Raw genomic sequence first — 19,425 nt, 5'->3', positions numbered from 1 at the left:
CTGATTTCGTGTACGAAATGCGGGCGCGGCGGACGGCTGTGACTTTCGCTGTTAAATGGCGGTGTTCTGTCGATGCTCAGTGGCGGTCTTTGTTCAGGTGGTGCCGATGACGAGGGTGCTGGCGGCGGCTTCGATGACGTCGTTGGTGATGGTGTCGAGCTCGTTGATCTTCAGGACGCGCTCGATCTGCGGGAAGAGCCGCTCCAGCAGTCGGAAGTTCCCGCGGGTGATGCGGGTGATGGAAGCGATGGCTTGCGCGTCGGTGAAGTCCTCGGGGTCGAGGGTCTTGCCCAGGGAGCGCCAGTGGCGCTGGAGGACGAACAGCAGCTCGTCCGTGCCCAGGGGCCGGTATTGGTGGGCGAAGCCGACACGACTGTAGAACTGCGGGTAGTGGCTGAACTGCTTCTCCAGCCCGGGCATGCCGATCAGGATCAAGGCGATGTTGTCGCGGTCGTAGCGATCGCGCAGCAGCTCCAGCGCGGTGGGGCGGAGCCGTTCGGACTCATCGACGATGACCAGCTGCACGTGGTTCCTGCCGTGCCGTCGGCCCCACGTCTGCGGGGTGATCTGACCGACTGCCTCCAGATGCTGCTCGATGCAGATATTGGTGCGGGTGATCGCCTGGTCGAGTTCATCCTTCAGCACCCGTGGGGTGGTGAGCACGCTGGGGGTGTAGAGCACGGTACGACTCCGAGCGAGGGCGGCGTAGATCTTGGCGTCGCTGTCGGCGCGCGGACCCCAATAGGTCAGCAGGTCATAGGCCTTCTCCCAGTGGGCGTAGCGGCGCGCGGACAGCGTCTTGCCCACCCCGGCCGGTCCGAAGCACAGACCGATGGTGTGGCCGCGGCGGACAGCGTCGGCGAACTCGGTGAAGCGGCGGTGCTCTTTGGTCACGATGAAGCGCTGGCTCACCTCAAGTCCTCCTTGTAGACCTTCAACTTCCGCCGCGGCGCCGGCGGCTCGGCTGTCGATGGCGTCTCAGTGGTGTGCGCGGCGACGACGGCGATCCGTTCATTGATGCCTTGGCGCAGGGCGCGACGGCGCGCGTTGCGGGCAGCCTGGATCTCCTTGAGACTGATCTTCTCGTCGTGATGGTCCTGGTTGACGGCCTTGCACAGGAACTCGTCGTGGTCGAACACGCGGATCTCAGTGATATCGCGCGGGTCGTAGCGGATCACTACTGACCGTCCGACGTAGCCGGCCAGCGTCGGGGAGACGTAGCGCAGCCCCTGGAAGCGGATGCCATCACGGCGCACCACCCGGGACTGGGCGACCGTGAGCAGCAGCCCGTCGAGGTCTTCCAGGCTCTCGGGCATGCGCGGCAGCCAGCCCTCGGCGATCCACGCGGTGCGCGGCGAGGTGCCGATTTCGCTGTGGATCCGGTCGTTGTAGGTGGCCACGAACCCCTCCACCGCGCTGTCGAGCTCGGCCAGGGACAGCTTCGGCGTCGGCGCGGGATGGCCCTCGGTGATGTGGCCGGGCAGGTCAGCGAGAAGCTCGGTGTTGACGGTGCCGAAGAACCGCTCGATCTTGCCCCGGCCCTGGGGACGGGCGACGGTGGAGTGGATCAGCCGGATGTGCAGGTCAACAGCGGTGCCGGCGAGGTGGCGGCTGATGAAGTCACTGCCGTGGTCGACATAGAGCACGTCCGGCAGCCCGCACATCGGCCACGCGGGGTCGCTCTTGTGCCAGATAGCCTGCCGCAGCGCCAGGGCGGTGTTCATCGCGGACGGCGCACCCAGGAAGACGGTGTAGCCGCAGATCGCGCGGGAGCAGTCATCGAGGATCGTCGTCAGCCAGGGGCGGACTGGTTTGCCGTCGGCGCCCACCACGAGAATGTCGAGCAGCGTGTGGTCACTTTGCCACATCGCATTCGGTTGCTCGGCGTGCCGGCGCAGCACCAGTTCGTGCTTGTCCCAGTAGGACGCCGCGCCCTCCAGGGCGAGGGTGACCATGCCCGGATCGAGGGCACCCGCGATCGAGCGGACCACCCCGTAGGAGGGCACCGGCCACCCTCGGGTACCGCAGATGTCGGTGACCTTGCGGTGGATCGTGGCGATCGCAGGCCGGGGCTTGCTGAGCGCCAGGCCCTCGATCAACCGCACGAGCTCCCTGGGCAGATGGTGGGCGCCGGCGTCCGAGCGCTGGCCTGTCTCCAGGCCCGCGTACCCGTCGGCACGGTAGCGGGCGTGCCAGCGCTCCAGGGTGCGCAGGCTGATCCCGGTCTCCCGGGCCAGGGCGCTCAGCGGGATACCGTCCTCGACGTGCAGCCGCAGGATGCGCCACCGCGCCGGCCCGTCCACCTCACACCTGCTCGGCGACGGCCTCGCGGGCACGGGCCGCCTGCCGATGGCGATAGAGCGTCGCCCGGGACCAGCCGACGAGTCGGGCGGCGTCCTCGGCGGTGCGGCCCTTCGCGCGGGCATCGCCCGCGATTTCGAGCTTCTCCGCGATCACGGCCGGGTCGACCGGGGGTCGGCCGAAGCGGGTGCCGTTCTGCTTCGCCGCGGCGATCCCGGCATTGACCCGTTCGGTGATCAGCTCGCGCTCGTACTCGGCCAGGGTCGCGAGCATGCCCAGCATCATCCGGCCCGACGTCGTCTCCGGGTCGATCCCGTCCGAGACCGATCTGATCTTCACGCCCTGGCCGCGCAGCAGCGTGACCGTATTCAGGACGTCGAGCAGGGACCGGCCCAGCCGGTCGATGCGCCACACCACCACCGTGTCGCCGTCCTCGGCGTAGTCCAGCAGACGTTTCATCCCCGGTCGCTCGATCGCGGTCCGGCTACCCGAGGTCACATCGGAGAACACGTCCCGCTTCTGCACCCCGCCCTCCACCAGCGCATCGACTTGCAGCTGCGCGTCCTGCGTCGCCGTGCTCACCCGCGTATATCCCAGAAGCCTCATACCCCCAGCATGGTGCAGAAAGTCCTGGAAGTCACCGCCTTGAGGCACTTTCCGTCGAGACGACTTCGCAAGACAATCCCGAGAGCGCGTTCACGCAGGAAGCGAACCTGAGGCCGACCACCCGCTGAAAGTCTCATAAACCTGTACTCAACTGAGGCACCAGCTCGTCCGGTTTTGCCTGCATCGAAGTGCCGCGCCTTCGCTCTAAAACCTTCCAAGCTTCGCCGCCCGCACGCCATGCATAGCGCGCGCCGTGAGTCTCTCCCTCCGTCGACTTAACTACACCATCCATCTGGTACAGTTATGTCGTTCACGACGAGGGGAAGACGCGCATGTCCGCGATGACGAAGAGGCGACGCTGGTCGCTGCTGGTGACGGTTGGAGCAGGTCTGCTGCTGATCACCTTGGATAACTCGATTCTCTACACGGCCCTGCCGACGCTGACTGAGGAACTGCAGGCTTCGAACACACAGAACCTCTGGATCATCAATGCCTACCCCCTGGTGATGGCGGGGCTGTTGCTGGGCAGCGGAACCCTGGGGGATCGCATCGGCCACACGCGGATGTTTGTTGTCGGTCTGGTGATCTTCGGACTGGCTTCCCTGCTGGCAGCGTTCGCTCCGTCACCCGAGGTCATGATCGCTGCGCGTGCTGTGCTCGCTGTCGGTGCGGCAGCGATGATGCCGGCCACCCTGGCGCTGATCCGCACCACTTTCACGGTCGAGCGTGAGCGCAATATCGCCATCGCGGTCTGGGGAAGTATGTCGGTCATCGGGTTCGCCCTCGGCCCGATTATTGGCGGCACACTCCTTGAGTTCTTCTGGTGGGGCTCGGTGTTCTTGATCAACGTGCCCGTTGTGGTGCTGGCGCTGGTCGCTACCTGGCTGATCCGCCCGGCCAACGACCCGGATCCCTCGAAGCGATGGGATGCCATCTCCTCGATCTTGGTGATGATCGGGCTTGTCGGAACGGTGATGGCCATCAAAGAGATCGGCCACGCGCCGCCTTCGGCAACGACCATCATTGTTGCGCTGCTCGTTGCTGCCATCGGGTTCTGGCTGTTCGTGCGCCGTCAGCGAGGTATGGAGCAACCTCTGTTGGAGTTCTCCATCTTCGGCAACCCGGCGTTCACTGCCGGAGTGCTGGCCGCGTCGTTCGCGATGTTCGCGATCGGGGGCATCCAGCTCGTCACCACGCAGCGATTCCAGCAGGTCGCCGGATTCAGCCCGCTGGAAGCTGGGCTCTTGGTCGCCGCGATCGCCGTGGGCGCGTTGCCGACAGCGCTCCTGGGGGGCGCGTTCCTGCACCGCACCGGACTGCTCGCGCTCATCACCGGCGGTCTCGCCTTCGCCACCGGCGGCGTCGTGGTGACGGTCATCGGATTCCAGTCGTCCTTCGGCGTGCTGATCCTCGGACTGCTGTTGACCGGAGCTGGTATCGGAGCCGCCGTGGCGGTCGCCTCCACCGCGATTATCGGGAACGTGCCGGTGCGCCGAGCAGGCATGGCCGCCTCGATCGAAGAAGTCTCCTACGAGTTCGGCAGCCTCATTGCAGTGTCCGTGCTCGGGAGCCTGCTCACGGCTATCTACAGCGCCCGCGTCGTTCTACCCGACGGCGCCCCGGACGCGGCTGGCAACAGCATCGCTGAGGCACAGGCTGCTGCGCAGGGTGACGCAGAGATCCTCCAGGCGGCGGCGACGGCTTTCGACTCCGCCTACCTCGTTGTGATGCTGGTCGTCGCAGTCGTTCTCGCGGTGGGCGCAGTCATCACCGGAGTGCTTCTGCGCCGGTACCTGCCTGGCACCCAGTCACAGCTGCACTCCGAGCACTGACCGAAAAAGGACCGCCCATGCGGACCAGTAAACGGGACACGATCCTCAAGGCCGCCCTCAGCGTTGTCGAGACCGACGGCGTCACGGCGCTCACGTACGAATCCGTCGCCGCCGCCTCCGGACTCACCAAAGGCGGGCTGCTCTACCACTTCCCCTCGAAGGACGCCATGATGCTCGCGCTGCACGAACATCAAGCCCAGCACTGGGACGAGGAGATGATCCACGCACTGGGCAAGGACCCGGATGAGGCATCGCAGGATGAGCGACTCGCCGCCTATGCCCGAGTCAGCGCCCGCGGCGCCACCGGCGCGGAGTTACTGCTTATGCTCGAAGCGAGCACCGACAGCGAGCTCAGCAAGCCGTGGAAACGAGTCATCACTCGCTGGGTCCCCGACCCCGCCAGCATCGACCCGACCGACCCTCGGGCACTGCAGAAGATGGTCGCCTACCTCGCTGCCGACGGTCTTTGGCTCAGCGAATCCGTCGGCGCGATCCCACTACACCACAAGCTGCGCGCCGCGCTGGCAGAGCACCTCGCCCGCTCCGTCGCGGACGCAGACGAACTCCCGAGCAACGAGGCGAACCAATGAGCGTAAGCACCCAGCAGCGTTATGGACTTCCGCTTGTGGCAAGAGTCTCCATCGTCGCGGCCTTTCTCGAAGCCTTCACCTGGGCTGGTCTGCTCGCGGGGATGTTCCTCAAGTACGTGACGGGCACAACCGACGTCGGTGTCAGCATCTTCGGCGCCCTGCACGGCGGCATGTTCCTCATCTACCTCGCCATAGCGCTCATCACCGCCATCACCCTGCGGTGGCCATGGCGGGTCACAGCTCTCTCGATCATCGCCGCGGTACCGCCACTGACGACCATTCCCCTGGAGATCTGGCTACGTCGACGAGGACACCTCAGCTGCTGACGATGACACTGCCGCCCTCGCATCGGCGGCAGGACTCTCGACCACGGACGGCCAGACCACGCTTGTCATCGGTACCACCAACTAAAGCCGCCACGGAGCATCGACAGAACACCGCCATTTACCGGCGAAGGTCACAGCGGACGGCCATGCGAGGGGCCGTGAACGACGGCGCCCCGCTCCTCCCGTGCTCGGCACAGGGGGAGCGGGGCGCCGGTGCGCAGCGCGCCGTCGGAGCGGCCGGATCAGCCTCGTCCGGTGAACTCGGGCTTGCGCTTCTGCTGGAAGGCCGCGAAGCCCTCGGCGTAGTCGGCGGTGCGGCACAGCTCGTCCTGGGCCCGGTTCTCCTGGGCCATCGACGCCCACAGCCCGATCCGCTCGTCGCGGATCTGCGCCACCAGGCGCCGCGAGGCGAGGAAGGCGCCCGTGGCCCCGGCGGCCGCGCTCCGGACGCGCTCGCGGGTGAAGCCGAGCAGCTCGTCCTGCGGGACCGAGCGGGAGAACAGCCCCGAGCGCACCGCCTCGGCCCCCGACATCAGCTCGGCGGTGTAGATCAGATCCAGGGTCCGGTGCGCGCCGAGCCGCTCGGTGAACAGCGCGTGGCCGCCGGAGTCCAGCGTGGCCCCGAGGTTCGCGAACGGCGAGCCGATCCGGGCCTCGTCGGCGACGTAGACGACATCGGTCGCGATCGCCAGACCCAGGCCGACCCCCAGGCAGGCTCCCTGCACCGCCGCGAACGTGGGCGCGGGGAATTCCGCCATCTGCCGCAGCAGCGGCGTCACCCGGCCCTCGAGATAGCCCAGGGCGTCGTCCGTGGCCGGGTCGATGTCCGAGATGTCGCGCCCGGCGCAGAACCCCCGGCCCTCGCCGCGCAGCAGCAGGGCGCGGACTCCCGCGTCCGCGGCCTCCCGGTAGGCCTCCGAGAGCTCGGCCAGGGCCGAGGGATCCAGGGCGTTCATCTTCTGCGGCGCGCTCAGCACGACCTCGGCGACGTCGTCCTGGATGCTCAGCTCGATCATGGGTCCTCCTGGGTCGGCGGTGCTCGGCAGCGGCGGGCTCAGGCGTCGAAGGTGAGGCTCAGCGCCTCGCCCGTGGGGCGGGTCTGGCAGGTCAGGACGTAGCCGGCCTCGATCTCGTCCTTCTCCAGCGCGTAGTTCTCGGCCATCTCGAACCCGCCGTCGGTGACCTGGGCGCGGCACGTGCCGCACACGCCGCCGGCGCACGCGAACGGGACGTCGGGACGAGCCCGCAGCGCCGCGTTGAGCACGGTCTCGTGGGCAGCGGCGGGGGAGTCGACCTCCGAGGTCAGCCCGTCCAGGGTGAAGGTGATCGAGACCTGCTTGCCCGACGGATCCGCGATCACGGCGCGTCCGGCCTGGCCCTGCGGGTTCTCGGGGGTCCCGGTGGTGAACAGCTCGAACCGCACGTTCTCCTCGGGCACCCCGCGCGCGGCCAGGGCGTCGCGGCACATCTGCACGAGCTCGAACGGCCCGCACAGGAACCACTCGTCGGTGCGCTCGGCCTGCAGGACCTCGTCGAGCAGGCTGTCGAGGCGCTGCTGGTCCACCCGCCCGGAGTGCAGCGGATTGATGCGCTGCTCGCGCGAGAGGATGTGGTGGACCGCGAACCGTGCCGGCGAGCGGTCCTTCAGGTCGCCGATCTCCTCGGCGAACATGACGTCGGCGGACGAGCGGTTGGCGTAGACCAGGTCCACCGTCGAGGTGTCCGAGGCGCTGAGCACGGCCCGGGCGATCGCCATGATCGGGGTGATGCCCGAGCCGGCGGCGAAGGCCACGAGGTGCACGTCCTGCTTGCGGGCGACCTCCTCGGCGGCCACGCGCTCGGCGTCGTTCATCGAGGTGATGGTCGTCCCCGAGGCCGCCCGGGAGGTGAAGGCGCCCTGCGGGTTCATGACCTCGAGCTCGTCGCCCACCTGCAGCTGCTCGTTCGCCCAGGTCGAGAACAGGCCGCCGAGGCTCTTCTTGATGGCCACGCGGACCTCGCCGCGCCGGGGGGCCGAGCAGATCGAGTACGAGCGCCGGACCTCCCGGCCGTCGATCTCGCGGCGCAGGGCCACGTACTGGCCCGGGGCGTAGTCGTAGTCGTCCTGGAGGTGCTCGGGCACCGCGAAGGCGACCTCGACGGCGTCGGCCGTCAGCCGGCGGATCTCCGAGACGGGGAGGGTGTTGAACGTCGCGCGGCGGCGGCCGGGAGCCGCGGCGGCCTGGTCGGGGGCGTCCTGCGCGGTCGTGGTGTTCTCGCTCATCAGTGCACCTTGAAGTGGTCGAAGGGTTCGTGGCAGGACCGGCAGACCCACAGGGCCTTGCAGGACGTGGAGCCGAAGCGGGTCAGCTCCCGGGTGGAGGGCGACCCGCAGTGCGGGCAGCGCACGGACAGCGACAGCCCGACCTTCCCGCCGGCCGCGCTGCGCCCGGTCGGCGGGGCGATGCCGTAGGCCTCGAGCCGCGCCCGGCCCTCGTCGGTCATCCAGTCGGTGGTCCACGCGGGCTCCAGGACGGTCTCGAGCCGCACGCGCTCGAAGCCGTCCCGGGCCAGGGCCTCGCGGACGTCCGCGGAGATCGTGTCCATGGCCGGGCAGCCGGAGTACGTCGGCGTGATGACGACGACGGCCGCGCCGTCGTCGATCCGGGCCGCCCGCAGGATGCCCAGATCGGCGATCGACAGCACCGGGATCTCCGGATCCGCGACCGTGGCGGCGACGTCCCAGACCCGTGCGGACTCGGCGTCCTCCGGGCGCAGGCCGTCGCTGCGCACGGGGATGTCGTCGCCCGTGGGGCGCGGGAGGGCGTCGGGGTCCTGGATCAGGTCGACGACGGGCGGGAAGAGCTCGTCGCGGGGTGCGGTGGTCATGGTCTGCTCGCCTCCTTCGAAATGCCGACCGCCGATCGGGGGGTCCGTCGACGACGGCTCCGTCACCAGGTCGCGCCGGGGTGTCGGCGCGCCAGCACCTGCATCTCCGCGAGGATGTAGCCGCGCTGCTCCGAGAACCGCCCGGTGCGATCGGAGCCGAAGGCCGGCTCGACCTGCGGGATCTGCAGCCCGGCGTCGTCGAGGACCGCGGTGATGCGGGCCATGGCGGGCTCGCGCAGCGTCGACGGCAGCACGGCCCGGTCGCCGAGCCCGGTCGCGGCCTCGACGTCCAGGAAGAGCTCGTCGACATAGGGCCACAGGGCCCACAGGCCGGCCTGCATGCGGCGGGCGGACTCCTCCGTGCCCAGTCCCAGGCGCAGCGTCCACTGGATCGCGTGATCCAGGTGGTACTCGACCTCCTTGGCCGCCTTGGCGGCCACGGCGGCCAGCGTCGGATCCGTCGACGCGCTCAGGCCGCGGTAGAGCTCGTTCTGGTACGCGCTGAAGATCAGCTGCCGGGCGATGGTCTGCCCGAAGTCGCCGTTCTCCTGCTCGACCAGGCGGCACGAGCGGAACTGCTCCTCGTCGCGGAAGTAGGCCAGATCGTCCTCGGTCTCCCCCCAGGCGCTGCCGGCGTAGGTCAGGAGGAAGCGGGCGTGGCCGAGGAGGTCGAGGGCGATGTTGCCCAGGGCGACGTCCTCCTCGAGCTCGGGGGCCCGCGAGATCCAGTGGCCCAGGCGCTGGGCCAGGATCAGGGCGTCGTCGCCGAGCATCAGGGCATAGCGGGCGATGCCCTCGTCGGCGCGGCGGTCCTGCGCGGCGACGTCCTCCGGGGTGATGGCGTCGCCGGCGGACTGGACGGTCGCGGAGTCGGTGGATGCGAAGCTCACAGGTGCTTCACCCCCTCGCTGCGGGTGTAGTAGGTGGCGTGGCGATAGGCCTTGCCGGCCGGGGACTCGAAGTAGCCGCCCTTCGAATCGGGGTCGGAGGCGGTGACCGCCTCGGACGGGACGACCCACACCGAGGTGCCCTCGTTGCGGCGGGTGTAGAGATCGCGGGCGTTGCGCACGGCCATGGTGGCGTCCGGGGCATGCAGCGATCCGGCATGCACGTGGGACAGCCCGCGCGACGAGCGCACGAACACCTCCCACAGCGGCCACTGGTCGCGGGCCTGCGGGCTGCCCGGCTGCTGCCCCTCGTTCTGCTCGGCCATCTCAGGCTCCCCTCAGCTCGGCGGTCGTGCGGGTGGACTTCTCGGCGTAGGCGGCCGCGGCCTCGCGGACCCAGGCGCCCTCCTCGTGGGCCCGGCGGCGCCGCTGCATGCGCTGGACGTTGCACGGACCGCGGCCCTTGACGACGGCGAAGAACTCGTCCCAGTCCAGCTCGCCGTAGTCGTAGTGCTGCCGCTGCTCGTTCCACTCCAGGTCCGGATCCGGGAGGGTGAGCCCGAGGGCCTCGGCCTGGGGGACGATCATGTCGACGAAGCGCTGGCGCAGCTCGTCGTTGGAGAAGCGCTTGATCTTCCAGGCCATCGACTGCTGCGAGTTCGGGGAGTCGGCGTCCGGCGGGCCGAACATCTGCAGCGCGGGGCCGTAGAAGCGGTCCACCGCGTCCTGCGCCATCTGCTTCTGCGCCGGGGTGCCGTGCGAGAGCTCCCAGAGGATCTCCCAGCCCTGGCGCTGATGGAAGGACTCCTCCTTGCAGATCCGCACCATGGCGCGTCCGTACGGGCCGTAGGAGGCGCGGCACAGCGGGACCTGGTTGCAGATCGCCGCGCCGTCCACGAGCCAGCCGATCGCCCCGATGTCGGCCCAGGTGCGCGCCGGGTAGTTGAAGATCGAGGAGTACTTGGCGCGGCCGTCGAGCAGCTGCTGGTTGAGCTCGGAGCGCGGGGTGCCCAGGGTCTCGGTGGAGGAGTACAGGTAGAGCCCGTGACCGGCCTCGTCCTGGACCTTGGCCATGAGGATGGCCTTGCGCTTGAGCGACGGGGCGCGCGTGATCCAGTTGGCCTCCGGCTGCATGCCGATGATCTCGGAGTGCGCGTGCTGCGACATCTGGCGCGTCAGCGTCCTGCGGTACGCGGCGGGCATCCAGTCCCGGGGCTCGACGCGGGCGTCCTGGCCGATGAGGTGATCGAAGTGCTCCTGGCCCTCGCGATCCGCGGCCTCTGCGACGTCGGAGCCCGCGGGGACCGAGTGGATGCGGGGTTCCTGCTGGGTCATGGTGGGTCCTTCCGTGGCCCGGAGCCTGGCGGCCGGGGTCCGTCTCAATTACTGACCGTTTGGTCAGGATAGATCGGCGGGGCGGGGCGGTCAACGGCTCGAGCCGGCCGGATGTGACCCTTGACACGCGGTCCGCCCGGCTGGTTCGCTGTGATTCCTGACCATGCGTTCGGTAATTCCGCCGTCCGCAGTCCGCGCCGGGCGCACGCCCGGCGGCAGCGAAGGAGGAACGGTGGCAGAGCACCGCATTCTGGCCGAGGACCACGCGACGCAGTGGATGGGCATCGAGGTGGTCCGTGCCGATCCGGGGCACTGCATCCTCCGGATGACCGTGAAGCGGGAGATGCTCAACGGCTTCGCGATCACCCACGGCGGGATGGTGTTCGCCATGGCGGACACCTGCTTCGCGCTGACGTGCAATCACCCCACGGAGGACGACGGCACCATGACCGTCGCCACCGGCGTGGACATCAACTTCCTCGCGCAGAGCCGGGAGGGCGAGGTCCTCGAGGCCGAGGGGCGCCTGATCTCCCAGGCCGGCCGCAGCGGCCTCTGCGACATCACCGTGCGCAGCGGCGAGCGCACCATCGCGGAGTTCCGCGGGCGCTGCCGCCGCATCGACCGGCGCTGAAGGCCCGGCCCTGCCCCGTACCCGTCCCGCCGACCGCACAGGAGTCCGCCATGGCCGCTGAGAGCCTCCGCAACCCGTACGCGCCCGCCCCGATCCCCGACGACCGCACCGCGCCGGATCCCGAGGAGACCATGAGCCGGGATCAGATCGAGTCGCTGCAGCTCGAGCGCCTGCGGTGGACACTGCACCACGCGTACGACAGCGTCCCCGCCTACCGCGAGCTCTACGACGAAGCCGGCGTCCATCCGGAGGACCTCCGAGAGCTCGAGGACCTGAAGCTGTTCCCGTACACCGACAAGGAGTTCCTGCGGAGGTCCTATCCCTTCAAGGGCTTCGCCGTGCCCATGGAGCAGATCCGCCGCATCCACGCCTCGTCCGGGACCACCGGCCAGCCCACCGTGGTGGCCTACACCGAGAACGACCTGCAGACCTGGGGAACGCTCGTGGCCCGCTGCTTCCGGCTCAGCGGACTCCGTCCCGGCGACAAGGTGCACAACCTCTACGGCTACGGCCTGTTCACCGGGGGCCTCGGCGCCCACTACGGCGCCGAGCGCCTCGGCTGCACCGTGATCCCCATGTCCGGCGGGCAGACCGAGAAGCAGGTCCAGATGATCCGCGACTTCGAGCCGCAGGCCATCCTCTCGACGCCCACCTACCTGCTCACCGTGGCCGACGGCTTCACGAGGGCCGGCCTGGATCCTGCCGAGACCTCGCTCCGGCATGCCGTGCTGGGCGCCGAGCCCTGGACCGAGGAGATGCGCCGCGAGATCGAGCGGACCTTCGGCGGCATGACCGCCACCGACATCTACGGCCTCTCCGAGGTCATGGGCCCCGGCGTGGCAGGCGAGTCCGCGGAGTCCAAGGACGGCTCCCACATCTGGGAGGACCACTTCCGCCCCGAGATCATCGACCCCTTCACCGACGAGGTCCTGGAGATGGGGCGCCCGGGGGAGCTGGTGTTCACGGCACTGACCAAGGAGGCGCTGCCGATCATCCGCTACCGCACCCACGATCTGACCCGCCTGCTGCCCGGCACGGCTCGACCCGGCCACCGCCGCATGGGCCGGATCACCGGGCGCTCCGACGACATGATCATCCTGCGCGGGGTGAACCTGTTCCCATCGCAGATCGAGGAGCTCGCGCTGAAGATCCCGGAGCTGTCGCCGCACTTCCAGCTGCGCCTCACCCGCCCGGAGCGCATGGACCGGATGTCGGTGCACATCGAGCGCCGCGAGACGGTCTCCGTCGAGACCGCGCAGGAGGCCGCCCACACGCTGCAGCACGAGATCAAGACGCAGATCGGGTCTTCGGCCGAGATCGTCGTCGAGGAGCCCGGGGCGCTGGAGCGCTCCTCGGGCAAGATCCGCCGCATCTACGACGAGCGCCCCAAGCCGACCGACCGGGGCTGAGACGCGCAGGGGGCACACTCTCCTCCGGGCCGCAGCGCAGGGCCGCGGGCCGAGTACCGCTCGCCCGGGGCTCGGTAAGCTGGTCGCCCGCTGCTCCTCGCTCCGGCGACGGGCGGCAGTCGTCGTCCTCCCCGTCGAAAGCGGCCCCATGTCAGAGTCCTCGCAGCGTCCCGCCAAGCGCGGACGGCCCGGCTACGACCGCGATCAGCTGCTGTCCGTGTGCGTGGAGGTCTTCAACGAGAACGGCTACGACGCGACGTCCATGGGCGCCCTCGCCGACCGGCTCGGTGTGACCAAGTCCGCGATCTACCACCACGTCTCCTCCAAGGAGGAGCTGCTCGAGCTCGCCCTCGAGCGCGCCCTGGGGGCCCTGGAGGCGATGTTCGAGGAGGTGCAGGGCGGCGGCCTGCCCGCCGTGGAGCGCATCGAGGCCGTCCTGCGCGGGTCCGTGCACGTGCTCGTCGAGCAGATGCCCTATGTGACGCTGCTGCTGCGGCTGCGCGGCAACTCGGAGGTCGAGCTCGCGGCCATGAAGCGCCGCCGCGTCTTCACCCGGCAGCTCGGCGAGCTCATCGTCCGCGCCCAGGAGGACGGGGACCTTCGGACGGACATCAGCGGCGTGGCCGCCCCTCGCCTGGTCCTGGGGATGCTCAACTCCGTCGTGGACTGGTACAGCCCCGAGGGCATCGGGACCCCCGACGAGCTCGCCGACACCCTCGTGAAGATCGCGATGGGCGGCCTGCGAGCCCGCTGAGCGGAGAAGATCGGCGGCCCCGGCGCCTCGGATGAGGTCAGGCCGGGGTCTGGCGACGCGTCAGAACGGCACGGAGCCGGTGATCGAGGCGGCGGCCTTCTCTCCGATGAGGACCGAGGGTGCATTGGTGTTGCCCGTCGGGACGCGCGGCATGATCGAGGCATCTGCCACTCGCAGCCCCTGCAGACCATGGACGCGGAAGGACTCCGGATCGACGACGGCCTCGCCGCCGCTGGGCCCCATGGCGCAGGTCCCTACCTGGTGGTGATAGGTGGTCGTCGTGCTTCGGATGTAGGCCATGAGCTCCTCATCTGAATCACCCACCGAGGGGCCTGGATGGATCTCGGCCGCGCCCAGCTCCGCCAGTGCAGGCTGGCGGACGATCGAACGGCACTGCCGGAGCGAGAACAGCATCGACCGCATGTCCTCCTCCGCTGCGAAGGCGCCGAGGTCGATCCGCACGGGGTCTTCGCGTCCCGGGCCGGAGAGGGTGAGCCGTCCTCGCGAAACCGGGCGGACGATGCCGGCGAGCAGGGAGAAGCCCTCCTCGGGGCCCGCCATCGGGTCTCCGGCAGTTGTCGTGTACATGGGCACCGAGAAGAAGATGGGCTGGGTGTCGGGGGTCGGCAGAGACGCGTCCGACTTGGCCCAGTAGTGGACCTGGGCAGCGGCCACCTCCGGCGTCGGCATCGGGTGCGCCGTGGTGCAGACGACGGGCGTCAGCAGATGATCCTGGAGGTTCTGACCGACCCCTTCGGCATCGATGCCCACCTCGCGGAGATGCGCTGCCGGGCCGATGCCCGAGCGCAGGAGGAGCTCCGGTGACCCGATGGCTCCTGCGCAGAGCACGACTTCCTCGGCTGAGCACTCGATGTCCTGGCCCTCGACGGTCACCTGCACACCGGTGACCGTCATGCCCTCGACGATGAGTCGGCGGACATGGCCCCCGGTGACCAGCTTGAGCTGGGGGTGATCTGCGACCGGCTTCAGGTTGGCGCGCCAGGTGTTGAACCGCTTGCCGTCGCGGACATTGAGCTGCATCCATCCGACCCCGTCGACTGTTCCGGAGTTGTAGTCGGGATTCTCGGGGATGCCTTCCTGAACCGTCGCGTCGAACATGGCTTGCTGGATCGGGTGGTGCGGGTACTGCGTGGTGATGTCCAGTGGGCCGTCGTGGCCCCGGGAATCGGGGTCTCCGTCCGGATACGCCTCTATGGCCCTGAAGTACGGCTCGACCTGGCTCCACCCCCACCCTGGGCAGCCGTTGTCTGCCCAGCCGTCGTAGTCCTTGCGGTCGCCTCGGACCCAGATGGCTGCGTTGAGCGCATGCGACCCCCCGAGGACCTTGCCCCGCGGGAGGTGCACACGGCGGCCGTCCAGACCGGGCTGGGGCTCGGTGTAGTAGTTCCAGTCGACCGGGGATCCCCAGAGAAGCCCGAGCCGTGATACATCGTCGATATCCGGATTGATGTCCTGATCCCCCGCCTCGACCAGAGTGACGGAATGTCCTGCATCGAGCAGTCGTCGGGTCAGCACACACCCTGCGGAGCCGGCCCCGATCACCAGGAAGTCCGAGGATGGGCGGGTCGAGGTGTCGGTGTTCATGGCGATTCTCCGTATCGGGATATGGGGTCGGGATGATCCGGCGGGTCTGCCGACTCCCGGGATCAAGCGAGGGTGCGGCGACGCGACCGCAGCGCGAGCGCCGCGCACATGGCTGCGGCCAGCTCCAGGCCGACCAGGAGCAGGAGCGAGACCCCGGTGGATTCGGTGTTCGGCGAGGCCGATAAGACGAGGGGCCCGTGACTGCCGTGGTGTCCGTGTCCCGCTCCACCGGGGGAGAACAGCATGAGGGAATGCGTGATGGCCATGGCATCTGCCATCACCAGCAGACCTCGCAGGCCGGGGGTCTTATTGCCGGCCCTGCTTCTGAGGCTGTGCACGGCGCACAGAGCGCAGGCCGCGGTCATCAGGCACAGGGCGGCGGCCATCACGGCTGAGTGCCGGTGGGTGAACAGCAGCCACACATGCACCGGCGCTGAGGCGAAGCTGAGACCGGCGGCACCGGACGCCCAGGGCAGAGTCATCCCCTGGGCGGTCGACTCAGTGCTGACAGCCGCAGCCATCATCGGACTCCGAAGCCTCGGACCCGTCGCCGACGTGGCACGATCCCGGTTCCGGGGATGGGACGTCCAGCACCGGCGAGCGGTCGAAGAACCCGTCGGGAAGGAGGCGGAAGCCCACACGGTCCACGGGCATGATCGGCCAGTCCTCCGGGCGGGGGAAGTGCGTCAGGCCGAACGAGTGCCACACGACCAGGTCCTCGCCGTCCAGCGGGCGGTCCGCCTGGGTCCATTCCGGCAGCCCGGCGCCGCCGGAGTGCTGATTCGGAAAGTCCCCGGTGGGGTAGCGCTCCTCCTCGTGATACTGCGAGACCCACAGCGCCTTGGCCGCGAAGGTCGCTCGCCGGTGGATCGAGGAGCCTTCGGCCGCGAGCAGGGTCGGCAGTCCGGCAGGCAGCAGTCGGTAGCCGACGGGGTGGCCGAGGCGGTTGGTGTGCTGGGCGCTCTGAACGACCCAGCTCCGCCCGGCCGACTGGTCCGTATCGCGCTGAGCCTGGAGTTCGGAGGCGAGGACGGTCCGTCGGCGGGTGAAGGCATTGCCACGGGGGTTCTCATCGGAGAACGGGAGGCGCACCGCTTCTTCCTCGAGGACTCGGGACGTGCCGCCGTCCAGCGCGAAGTCCAGGCGCGCGCCGAAAAGGTGCTGGTGGTACGGGGCCCCGAGCCCGGGGGCCAGTTCGGAGGCGTAGTCCGTGGTGCCGTCGGGGACCGCAGAGGTGAACACGATGCCGGTGGCTTTCGCCTCGAACTCGATCGCCCCGTCGAGGTAGAGGTACCAGTAGAAGCCGTAGTCGTAATTGCCCACCGTGGTGAAGAAGGAGATCACGAGCCGACGATTGCGCCGGGTGTAGGCGATCCCCGACCACAGGTCGGTGTGCTTGGAGAGGATCGACCAGTCCTCCTCGTGCATGCAGATGCCGTTCTTGATCTGACGCGCCTCTCCTCGGTTGTTCACGACCCATGGGGAGAGGTAGGTGATGTCGCCCAGGCAGTCGCAGCCGAGCTCGAGCGAGTTCGCCCACTGGCCGACCAGGTATTCACCGGTGTCGAAGTAGTTCTGCCACGACCGCACAGGGGAGGGATCGCCGTAGGGCACCACCATCTCCGCGATCGAGGCCCGATCGAGAATGCGCCGACGCCCCTGTGCGTCATCGAAAGCGATGTTCTGGAGGACGAGGCCCTCGCGCATGTCGAACCCGATGTCGAGGGACCACTTCTCCCATTCGACGTGATTGCCTCCCTCAACGGTGAAAGAGGGACCCTCCGGCTGAGTGATCCGGATCGGCTTCTGGGAAGTTCTGACCGGGCCTGTGAGTTCGGGATCGGTGTAGTTCCCGTGCTCTTCGGGGATCGGAACCGGCCCGAAGTCGAGGACCTGGTCCACGGACCGGTTCGTGACGTCGACGTAGGCGACGAGACCGTCGATCGGGTGGGCCCAGGCCGAATCCGTCTCGTGCTGCTGATGGAAGGCCAGGCCGCGAAGGATCCGCCGGCCCTTCTCCTCCTCGTACTCGAAGACACCTGCTGACAGGGGTGCGACCCTGACCTCCTCGACCGGAAGGCCCCGAGCGGCCAGGGCGGCCAGCCAGCGCTCGTCCTGTGCCAGGACGGCTTCGACGACCTCGAACTCCTCCTCCATGATGGGCTGCTCCCCGCTCTCGCTGGAATCCACCTGCACGCTTCGCAGGATCTCTCCGCGGGCGGCCGAGATGGTCACGTCGAGCGTGGGGCCGCCTTCGGTGTCCAGGATGTAGGCACGGAAACGACGATCGTGCGAGATCTCGGCGCGAAGCTCTCCACGAGGCGGGTCGAGCAGGCCCAGATAGGTGATCCGCGAGCTCTCGGGCAGCAACGCTGCATCACGCATCGCCTGCACCACCACATCGATCTCCTCGCGGCTGGCCAGGGAGAAGTCTCCCTCGTCGATCCGGCTGTCCGTGGTCTTGTCTCGGGAGGTCATGGTGTCCTCATTCCTCGTGCTCATTGCTCTTCGGGGAGGGCAGAACGGTGAGGGCCTCGGCCCTGAACGGTCCCTCAACTCTAGGAATGGCTGTGACGGACGTCATATGTCATCCGTGCATCGGTGTCGGATCGTGCGCCGATCGTCAATCCACCCCGGTGTGGCCGCGTCACGTACGTTCCGCCCCCTCCTGCGGATGGCGTGAGCGCTAGAGTGTCCGGAATCGAGATGCGCGTCACAGTCCTGAACCAGGGCGGAGGCAACCATGCAGCGACGTGAAGTCGTCCGGGACTTCGATTCGTGGCGCCGGCTGGTGTCCGAGGCGTTCGTGCCCCTCGAGATCGAAGCCGGCGGCAGGGGCGGGGCGGGGTTCAGGGGCGCGGTGGGGGTGTGCGGCGATCGGACCAACGAGATGGCCACGGTCACGGCGGGTCCGCACACCGTGCTGAGGACCCCTGAACTGATCCGGAAGGAGGAGCTCGGCAGGTTCAAGCTCAGCCTCCAGCGCAGCGGAACCGGGCTGCTGATCCAGGACGGCAGGGAGATCATGCTGGGGCCAGGGAGCCTGGCCCTCTACGACACCTCGATCCCGTACACGCTCAGCTTCGATGGCGAGTTCTCAACCCACGTGCTGATGCTCCCGCATTCCGGGCTGGGGGTCGCTCCCGAGTCGGCGCGCCAGCTGACAGCCACGGCATTGGAGGGAGAGCATCACCTCGGGCCGGCAGTCGCGTCCTTTCTGCGCCAGGCCATGGATCTGGCGCCGGGCCTGTCCGGCTCGCTGGAGGCGCGGCTGGCGCGCAACGCGGTTGACCTGCTCGGCACTCTCGTCAGCGACGTTCTCGGGGTTGAGGCGAGTCGGACGGGGTCGACGCATGCGGTTCACGGCGAGGCTGTGCGCGCCAAGCAGAGAGCTGCGATCGTCGAGCACATCGAGCGGCATCTGACGGATCCGGACCTCACGCCGGCGAGTATCGCGGCAGCACACTTCATCTCTGTGCGTGCCCTGCATCTGCTGTTCGAGGGCACTGGGGAGACTGTGGCTGCGCTGATCCGGGAACGACGGCTCGCCCGCTGCCGCGAAGAGCTCCTGGACGCACGGTGCGCGGATCGCCCCGTGGCTGTCATCGGCGCGCGATGGGGGTTCGCGGACCCGGCGCACTTCTCACGCGTCTTCCGCGCCCGCTACGGCGTGGCCCCTGGCAGGCTGCGGCGGGAGGCCGGATGAGGGTGCACCCGCGGTCAAGCCCTGTTCGCTCAGGGGCAATCGGCGATGGCGGGCGACGCGGACAATCCATGGGACAGATCACATGCCGAAGTGAGGACCTATCCCATGGCTACTCTCATCCCTACCAGGGGCGCTCGGGGCGAGCCGAGCGCCGAAGAGTCGCTGGTCGCCCGCAGCATCGGCATCCCCGGGCTCGTCTTCACGATCGTCGCCGCCTCGGCCCCGTTGACGGTCATGGCCGGCGGGGTCCCGAGCAATATCGCCGTGACCGGCCTGCTGGGCATTCCGCTGTCCTTCGTGGTCCTCGGCGTCCTCCTGCTGCTGTTCTCGATCGGCTACGGAGCGATGTCGCAGCATGTGCACAACGCCGGAGCCTTCTTCGCTTACATCGCCAAAGGCCTCGGGCGGCCCACCGGGGTGGGTGCTTCCCTGGTCGCCGTGATTGCGTACAACTGCATGCAGATCGGGATCGCGGGGATGTTCGGGTTCGCCTTCTCGTCATTCCTTGCGGGGGGGATGAACCCTGAGTGGTGGACACGCTGAGTCTGGCCCATAATGGGCCGGAGAATGCGAGT

20 protein-coding genes are annotated in these 19,425 nt (G+C 68.7%); 8 read left to right on the top strand and 12 right to left on the bottom strand.

The genetic code is table 11. The features are described from left to right. Nucleotides 1-93 precede the first annotated feature (93 nt). From FSY66_RS00100 to FSY66_RS00090, 3 genes are read right to left on the bottom strand one after another with little or no spacing between them, the layout of a single operon-like run. Nucleotides 94-912, bottom strand: coding sequence for an AAA family ATPase (locus FSY66_RS00100; RefSeq protein WP_017836498.1), 819 nt, complete (start codon nt 910-912; stop codon nt 94-96). After that, the gene (locus FSY66_RS00095) at nt 909-2,303 is read right to left on the bottom strand and encodes a Mu transposase C-terminal domain-containing protein (RefSeq protein WP_144790090.1); all 1,395 of its coding nucleotides are present in this window, start codon (nt 2,301-2,303) and stop codon (nt 909-911) included. The genes FSY66_RS00100 and FSY66_RS00095 overlap by 4 nt, the downstream gene beginning before the upstream one ends. 1 nt (nt 2,304) lies before the next feature. Then, entirely contained in the window at nt 2,305-2,907 is a 603-nt protein-coding gene (locus tag FSY66_RS00090) for a recombinase family protein (protein WP_017836496.1), read from the bottom strand. 332 nt (nt 2,908-3,239) lie between these two features. On the opposite strand from FSY66_RS00090, the gene FSY66_RS00085 reads away from it, so the two are divergent. From FSY66_RS00085 to FSY66_RS00075, 3 genes are read left to right on the top strand one after another with little or no spacing between them, the layout of a single operon-like run. Next, nucleotides 3,240-4,739, top strand: a complete 1,500-nt coding sequence (locus FSY66_RS00085) for an MFS transporter (RefSeq protein ID WP_144790089.1) — start codon at nt 3,240-3,242, stop codon at nt 4,737-4,739. A 17-nt stretch (nt 4,740-4,756) separates the two neighbouring features. Further along, a complete protein-coding gene (locus tag FSY66_RS00080) occupies nt 4,757-5,329 on the top strand; it encodes a TetR/AcrR family transcriptional regulator (RefSeq protein WP_094362961.1) in 573 nt (190 codons plus the stop codon). Further along, nucleotides 5,326-5,655, top strand: a complete 330-nt coding sequence (locus tag FSY66_RS00075) for a DUF3817 domain-containing protein (RefSeq protein ID WP_141211077.1) — start codon at nt 5,326-5,328, stop codon at nt 5,653-5,655. The genes FSY66_RS00080 and FSY66_RS00075 overlap by 4 nt, the downstream gene beginning before the upstream one ends. A gap of 242 nt (nt 5,656-5,897) precedes the next feature. Here the strand turns inward: FSY66_RS00075 and FSY66_RS00070 are convergent, their stop codons facing one another. The 6 genes from FSY66_RS00070 to paaA all read right to left on the bottom strand — a co-directional run bounded on the left by FSY66_RS00070 (nt 5,898) and on the right by paaA (nt 10,745). Next, nucleotides 5,898-6,671 carry an enoyl-CoA hydratase/isomerase family protein gene (locus tag FSY66_RS00070; RefSeq protein WP_144790086.1) on the bottom strand — a complete coding sequence of 258 codons (774 nt, stop codon included), beginning with the start codon at nt 6,669-6,671 and terminating at the stop codon, nt 5,898-5,900. A gap of 38 nt (nt 6,672-6,709) precedes the next feature. Continuing rightward, complete coding sequence (gene paaE, locus FSY66_RS00065; protein ID WP_144790085.1) at nt 6,710-7,918, bottom strand: 1,2-phenylacetyl-CoA epoxidase subunit PaaE; 1,209 nt, start codon at nt 7,916-7,918, stop codon at nt 6,710-6,712. Beyond that, entirely contained in the window at nt 7,918-8,523 is a 606-nt protein-coding gene (gene paaD / locus FSY66_RS00060) for a 1,2-phenylacetyl-CoA epoxidase subunit PaaD (RefSeq protein WP_144790081.1), read from the bottom strand. The genes paaE and paaD overlap by 1 nt, the downstream gene beginning before the upstream one ends. 62 nt (nt 8,524-8,585) lie before the next feature. Continuing rightward, nucleotides 8,586-9,413, bottom strand: a complete 828-nt coding sequence (paaC, locus tag FSY66_RS00055) for a 1,2-phenylacetyl-CoA epoxidase subunit PaaC (protein ID WP_144790077.1) — start codon at nt 9,411-9,413, stop codon at nt 8,586-8,588. After that, entirely contained in the window at nt 9,410-9,736 is a 327-nt protein-coding gene (gene paaB / locus FSY66_RS00050; protein WP_144790075.1) for a 1,2-phenylacetyl-CoA epoxidase subunit PaaB, read from the bottom strand. Before paaB ends, paaC begins: the two co-directional genes overlap by 4 nt. A 1-nt stretch (nt 9,737) precedes the next feature. Beyond that, nucleotides 9,738-10,745: a 1,2-phenylacetyl-CoA epoxidase subunit PaaA gene (paaA, locus tag FSY66_RS00045; RefSeq protein WP_144790072.1), complete on the bottom strand. Its 1,008-nt coding sequence runs from the start codon at nt 10,743-10,745 to the stop codon at nt 9,738-9,740. 232 nt (nt 10,746-10,977) lie between these two features. On the opposite strand from paaA, the gene FSY66_RS00040 reads away from it, so the two are divergent. The 3 genes from FSY66_RS00040 to FSY66_RS00030 all read left to right on the top strand — a co-directional run bounded on the left by FSY66_RS00040 (nt 10,978) and on the right by FSY66_RS00030 (nt 13,539). Further along, nucleotides 10,978-11,376, top strand: coding sequence for a hotdog fold thioesterase (locus FSY66_RS00040; protein ID WP_144790069.1), 399 nt, complete (start codon nt 10,978-10,980; stop codon nt 11,374-11,376). 50 nt (nt 11,377-11,426) lie between these two features. After that, nucleotides 11,427-12,785 (top strand): AMP-binding protein, encoded by a 1,359-nt coding sequence (locus FSY66_RS00035; RefSeq protein WP_144790066.1) that lies wholly within the window; start codon nt 11,427-11,429, stop codon nt 12,783-12,785. 148 nt (nt 12,786-12,933) lie between these two features. Further along, nucleotides 12,934-13,539, top strand: a complete 606-nt coding sequence (locus FSY66_RS00030; RefSeq protein WP_144790063.1) for a TetR/AcrR family transcriptional regulator — start codon at nt 12,934-12,936, stop codon at nt 13,537-13,539. Nucleotides 13,540-13,599: 60 nt separating this feature from the next. Here FSY66_RS00030 and FSY66_RS00025 read toward each other — a convergent pair whose 3' ends face one another. From FSY66_RS00025 to FSY66_RS00015, 3 genes are all read right to left on the bottom strand, one after another. Continuing rightward, nucleotides 13,600-15,144, bottom strand: a complete 1,545-nt coding sequence (locus FSY66_RS00025) for a GMC family oxidoreductase (protein WP_144790060.1) — start codon at nt 15,142-15,144, stop codon at nt 13,600-13,602. A 62-nt stretch (nt 15,145-15,206) separates the two neighbouring features. Then, the gene (locus FSY66_RS00020; RefSeq protein ID WP_144790056.1) at nt 15,207-15,626 is read right to left on the bottom strand and encodes a hypothetical protein; all 420 of its coding nucleotides are present in this window, start codon (nt 15,624-15,626) and stop codon (nt 15,207-15,209) included. 16 nt (nt 15,627-15,642) lie between these two features. Further along, on the bottom strand, nt 15,643-17,622 hold the full coding sequence (locus tag FSY66_RS00015) for a primary-amine oxidase (protein WP_260853248.1): 1,980 nt from the start codon (nt 17,620-17,622) through the stop codon (nt 15,643-15,645). A gap of 265 nt (nt 17,623-17,887) precedes the next feature. Between FSY66_RS00015 and FSY66_RS00010 the strand changes: the two genes are divergently transcribed. Both FSY66_RS00010 and FSY66_RS00005 read left to right on the top strand, forming a co-directional pair. Further along, entirely contained in the window at nt 17,888-18,850 is a 963-nt protein-coding gene (locus FSY66_RS00010) for an AraC-like ligand-binding domain-containing protein (RefSeq protein ID WP_144790050.1), read from the top strand. Nucleotides 18,851-18,955: 105 nt separating this feature from the next. Continuing rightward, a complete protein-coding gene (locus FSY66_RS00005; protein WP_313955523.1) occupies nt 18,956-19,393 on the top strand; it encodes an APC family permease in 438 nt (145 codons plus the stop codon). The last annotated feature ends 32 nt before the right edge of the window (nt 19,394-19,425 follow it).

It is taken from the genome of Kocuria palustris (assembly GCF_007666205.1).
Classification (GTDB): domain Bacteria; phylum Actinomycetota; class Actinomycetes; order Actinomycetales; family Micrococcaceae; genus Kocuria; species Kocuria palustris_A.
The sequence above is the reverse complement of the archived record's forward strand: the minus strand, read 5'-3'. Positions and strand labels throughout refer to the sequence as shown.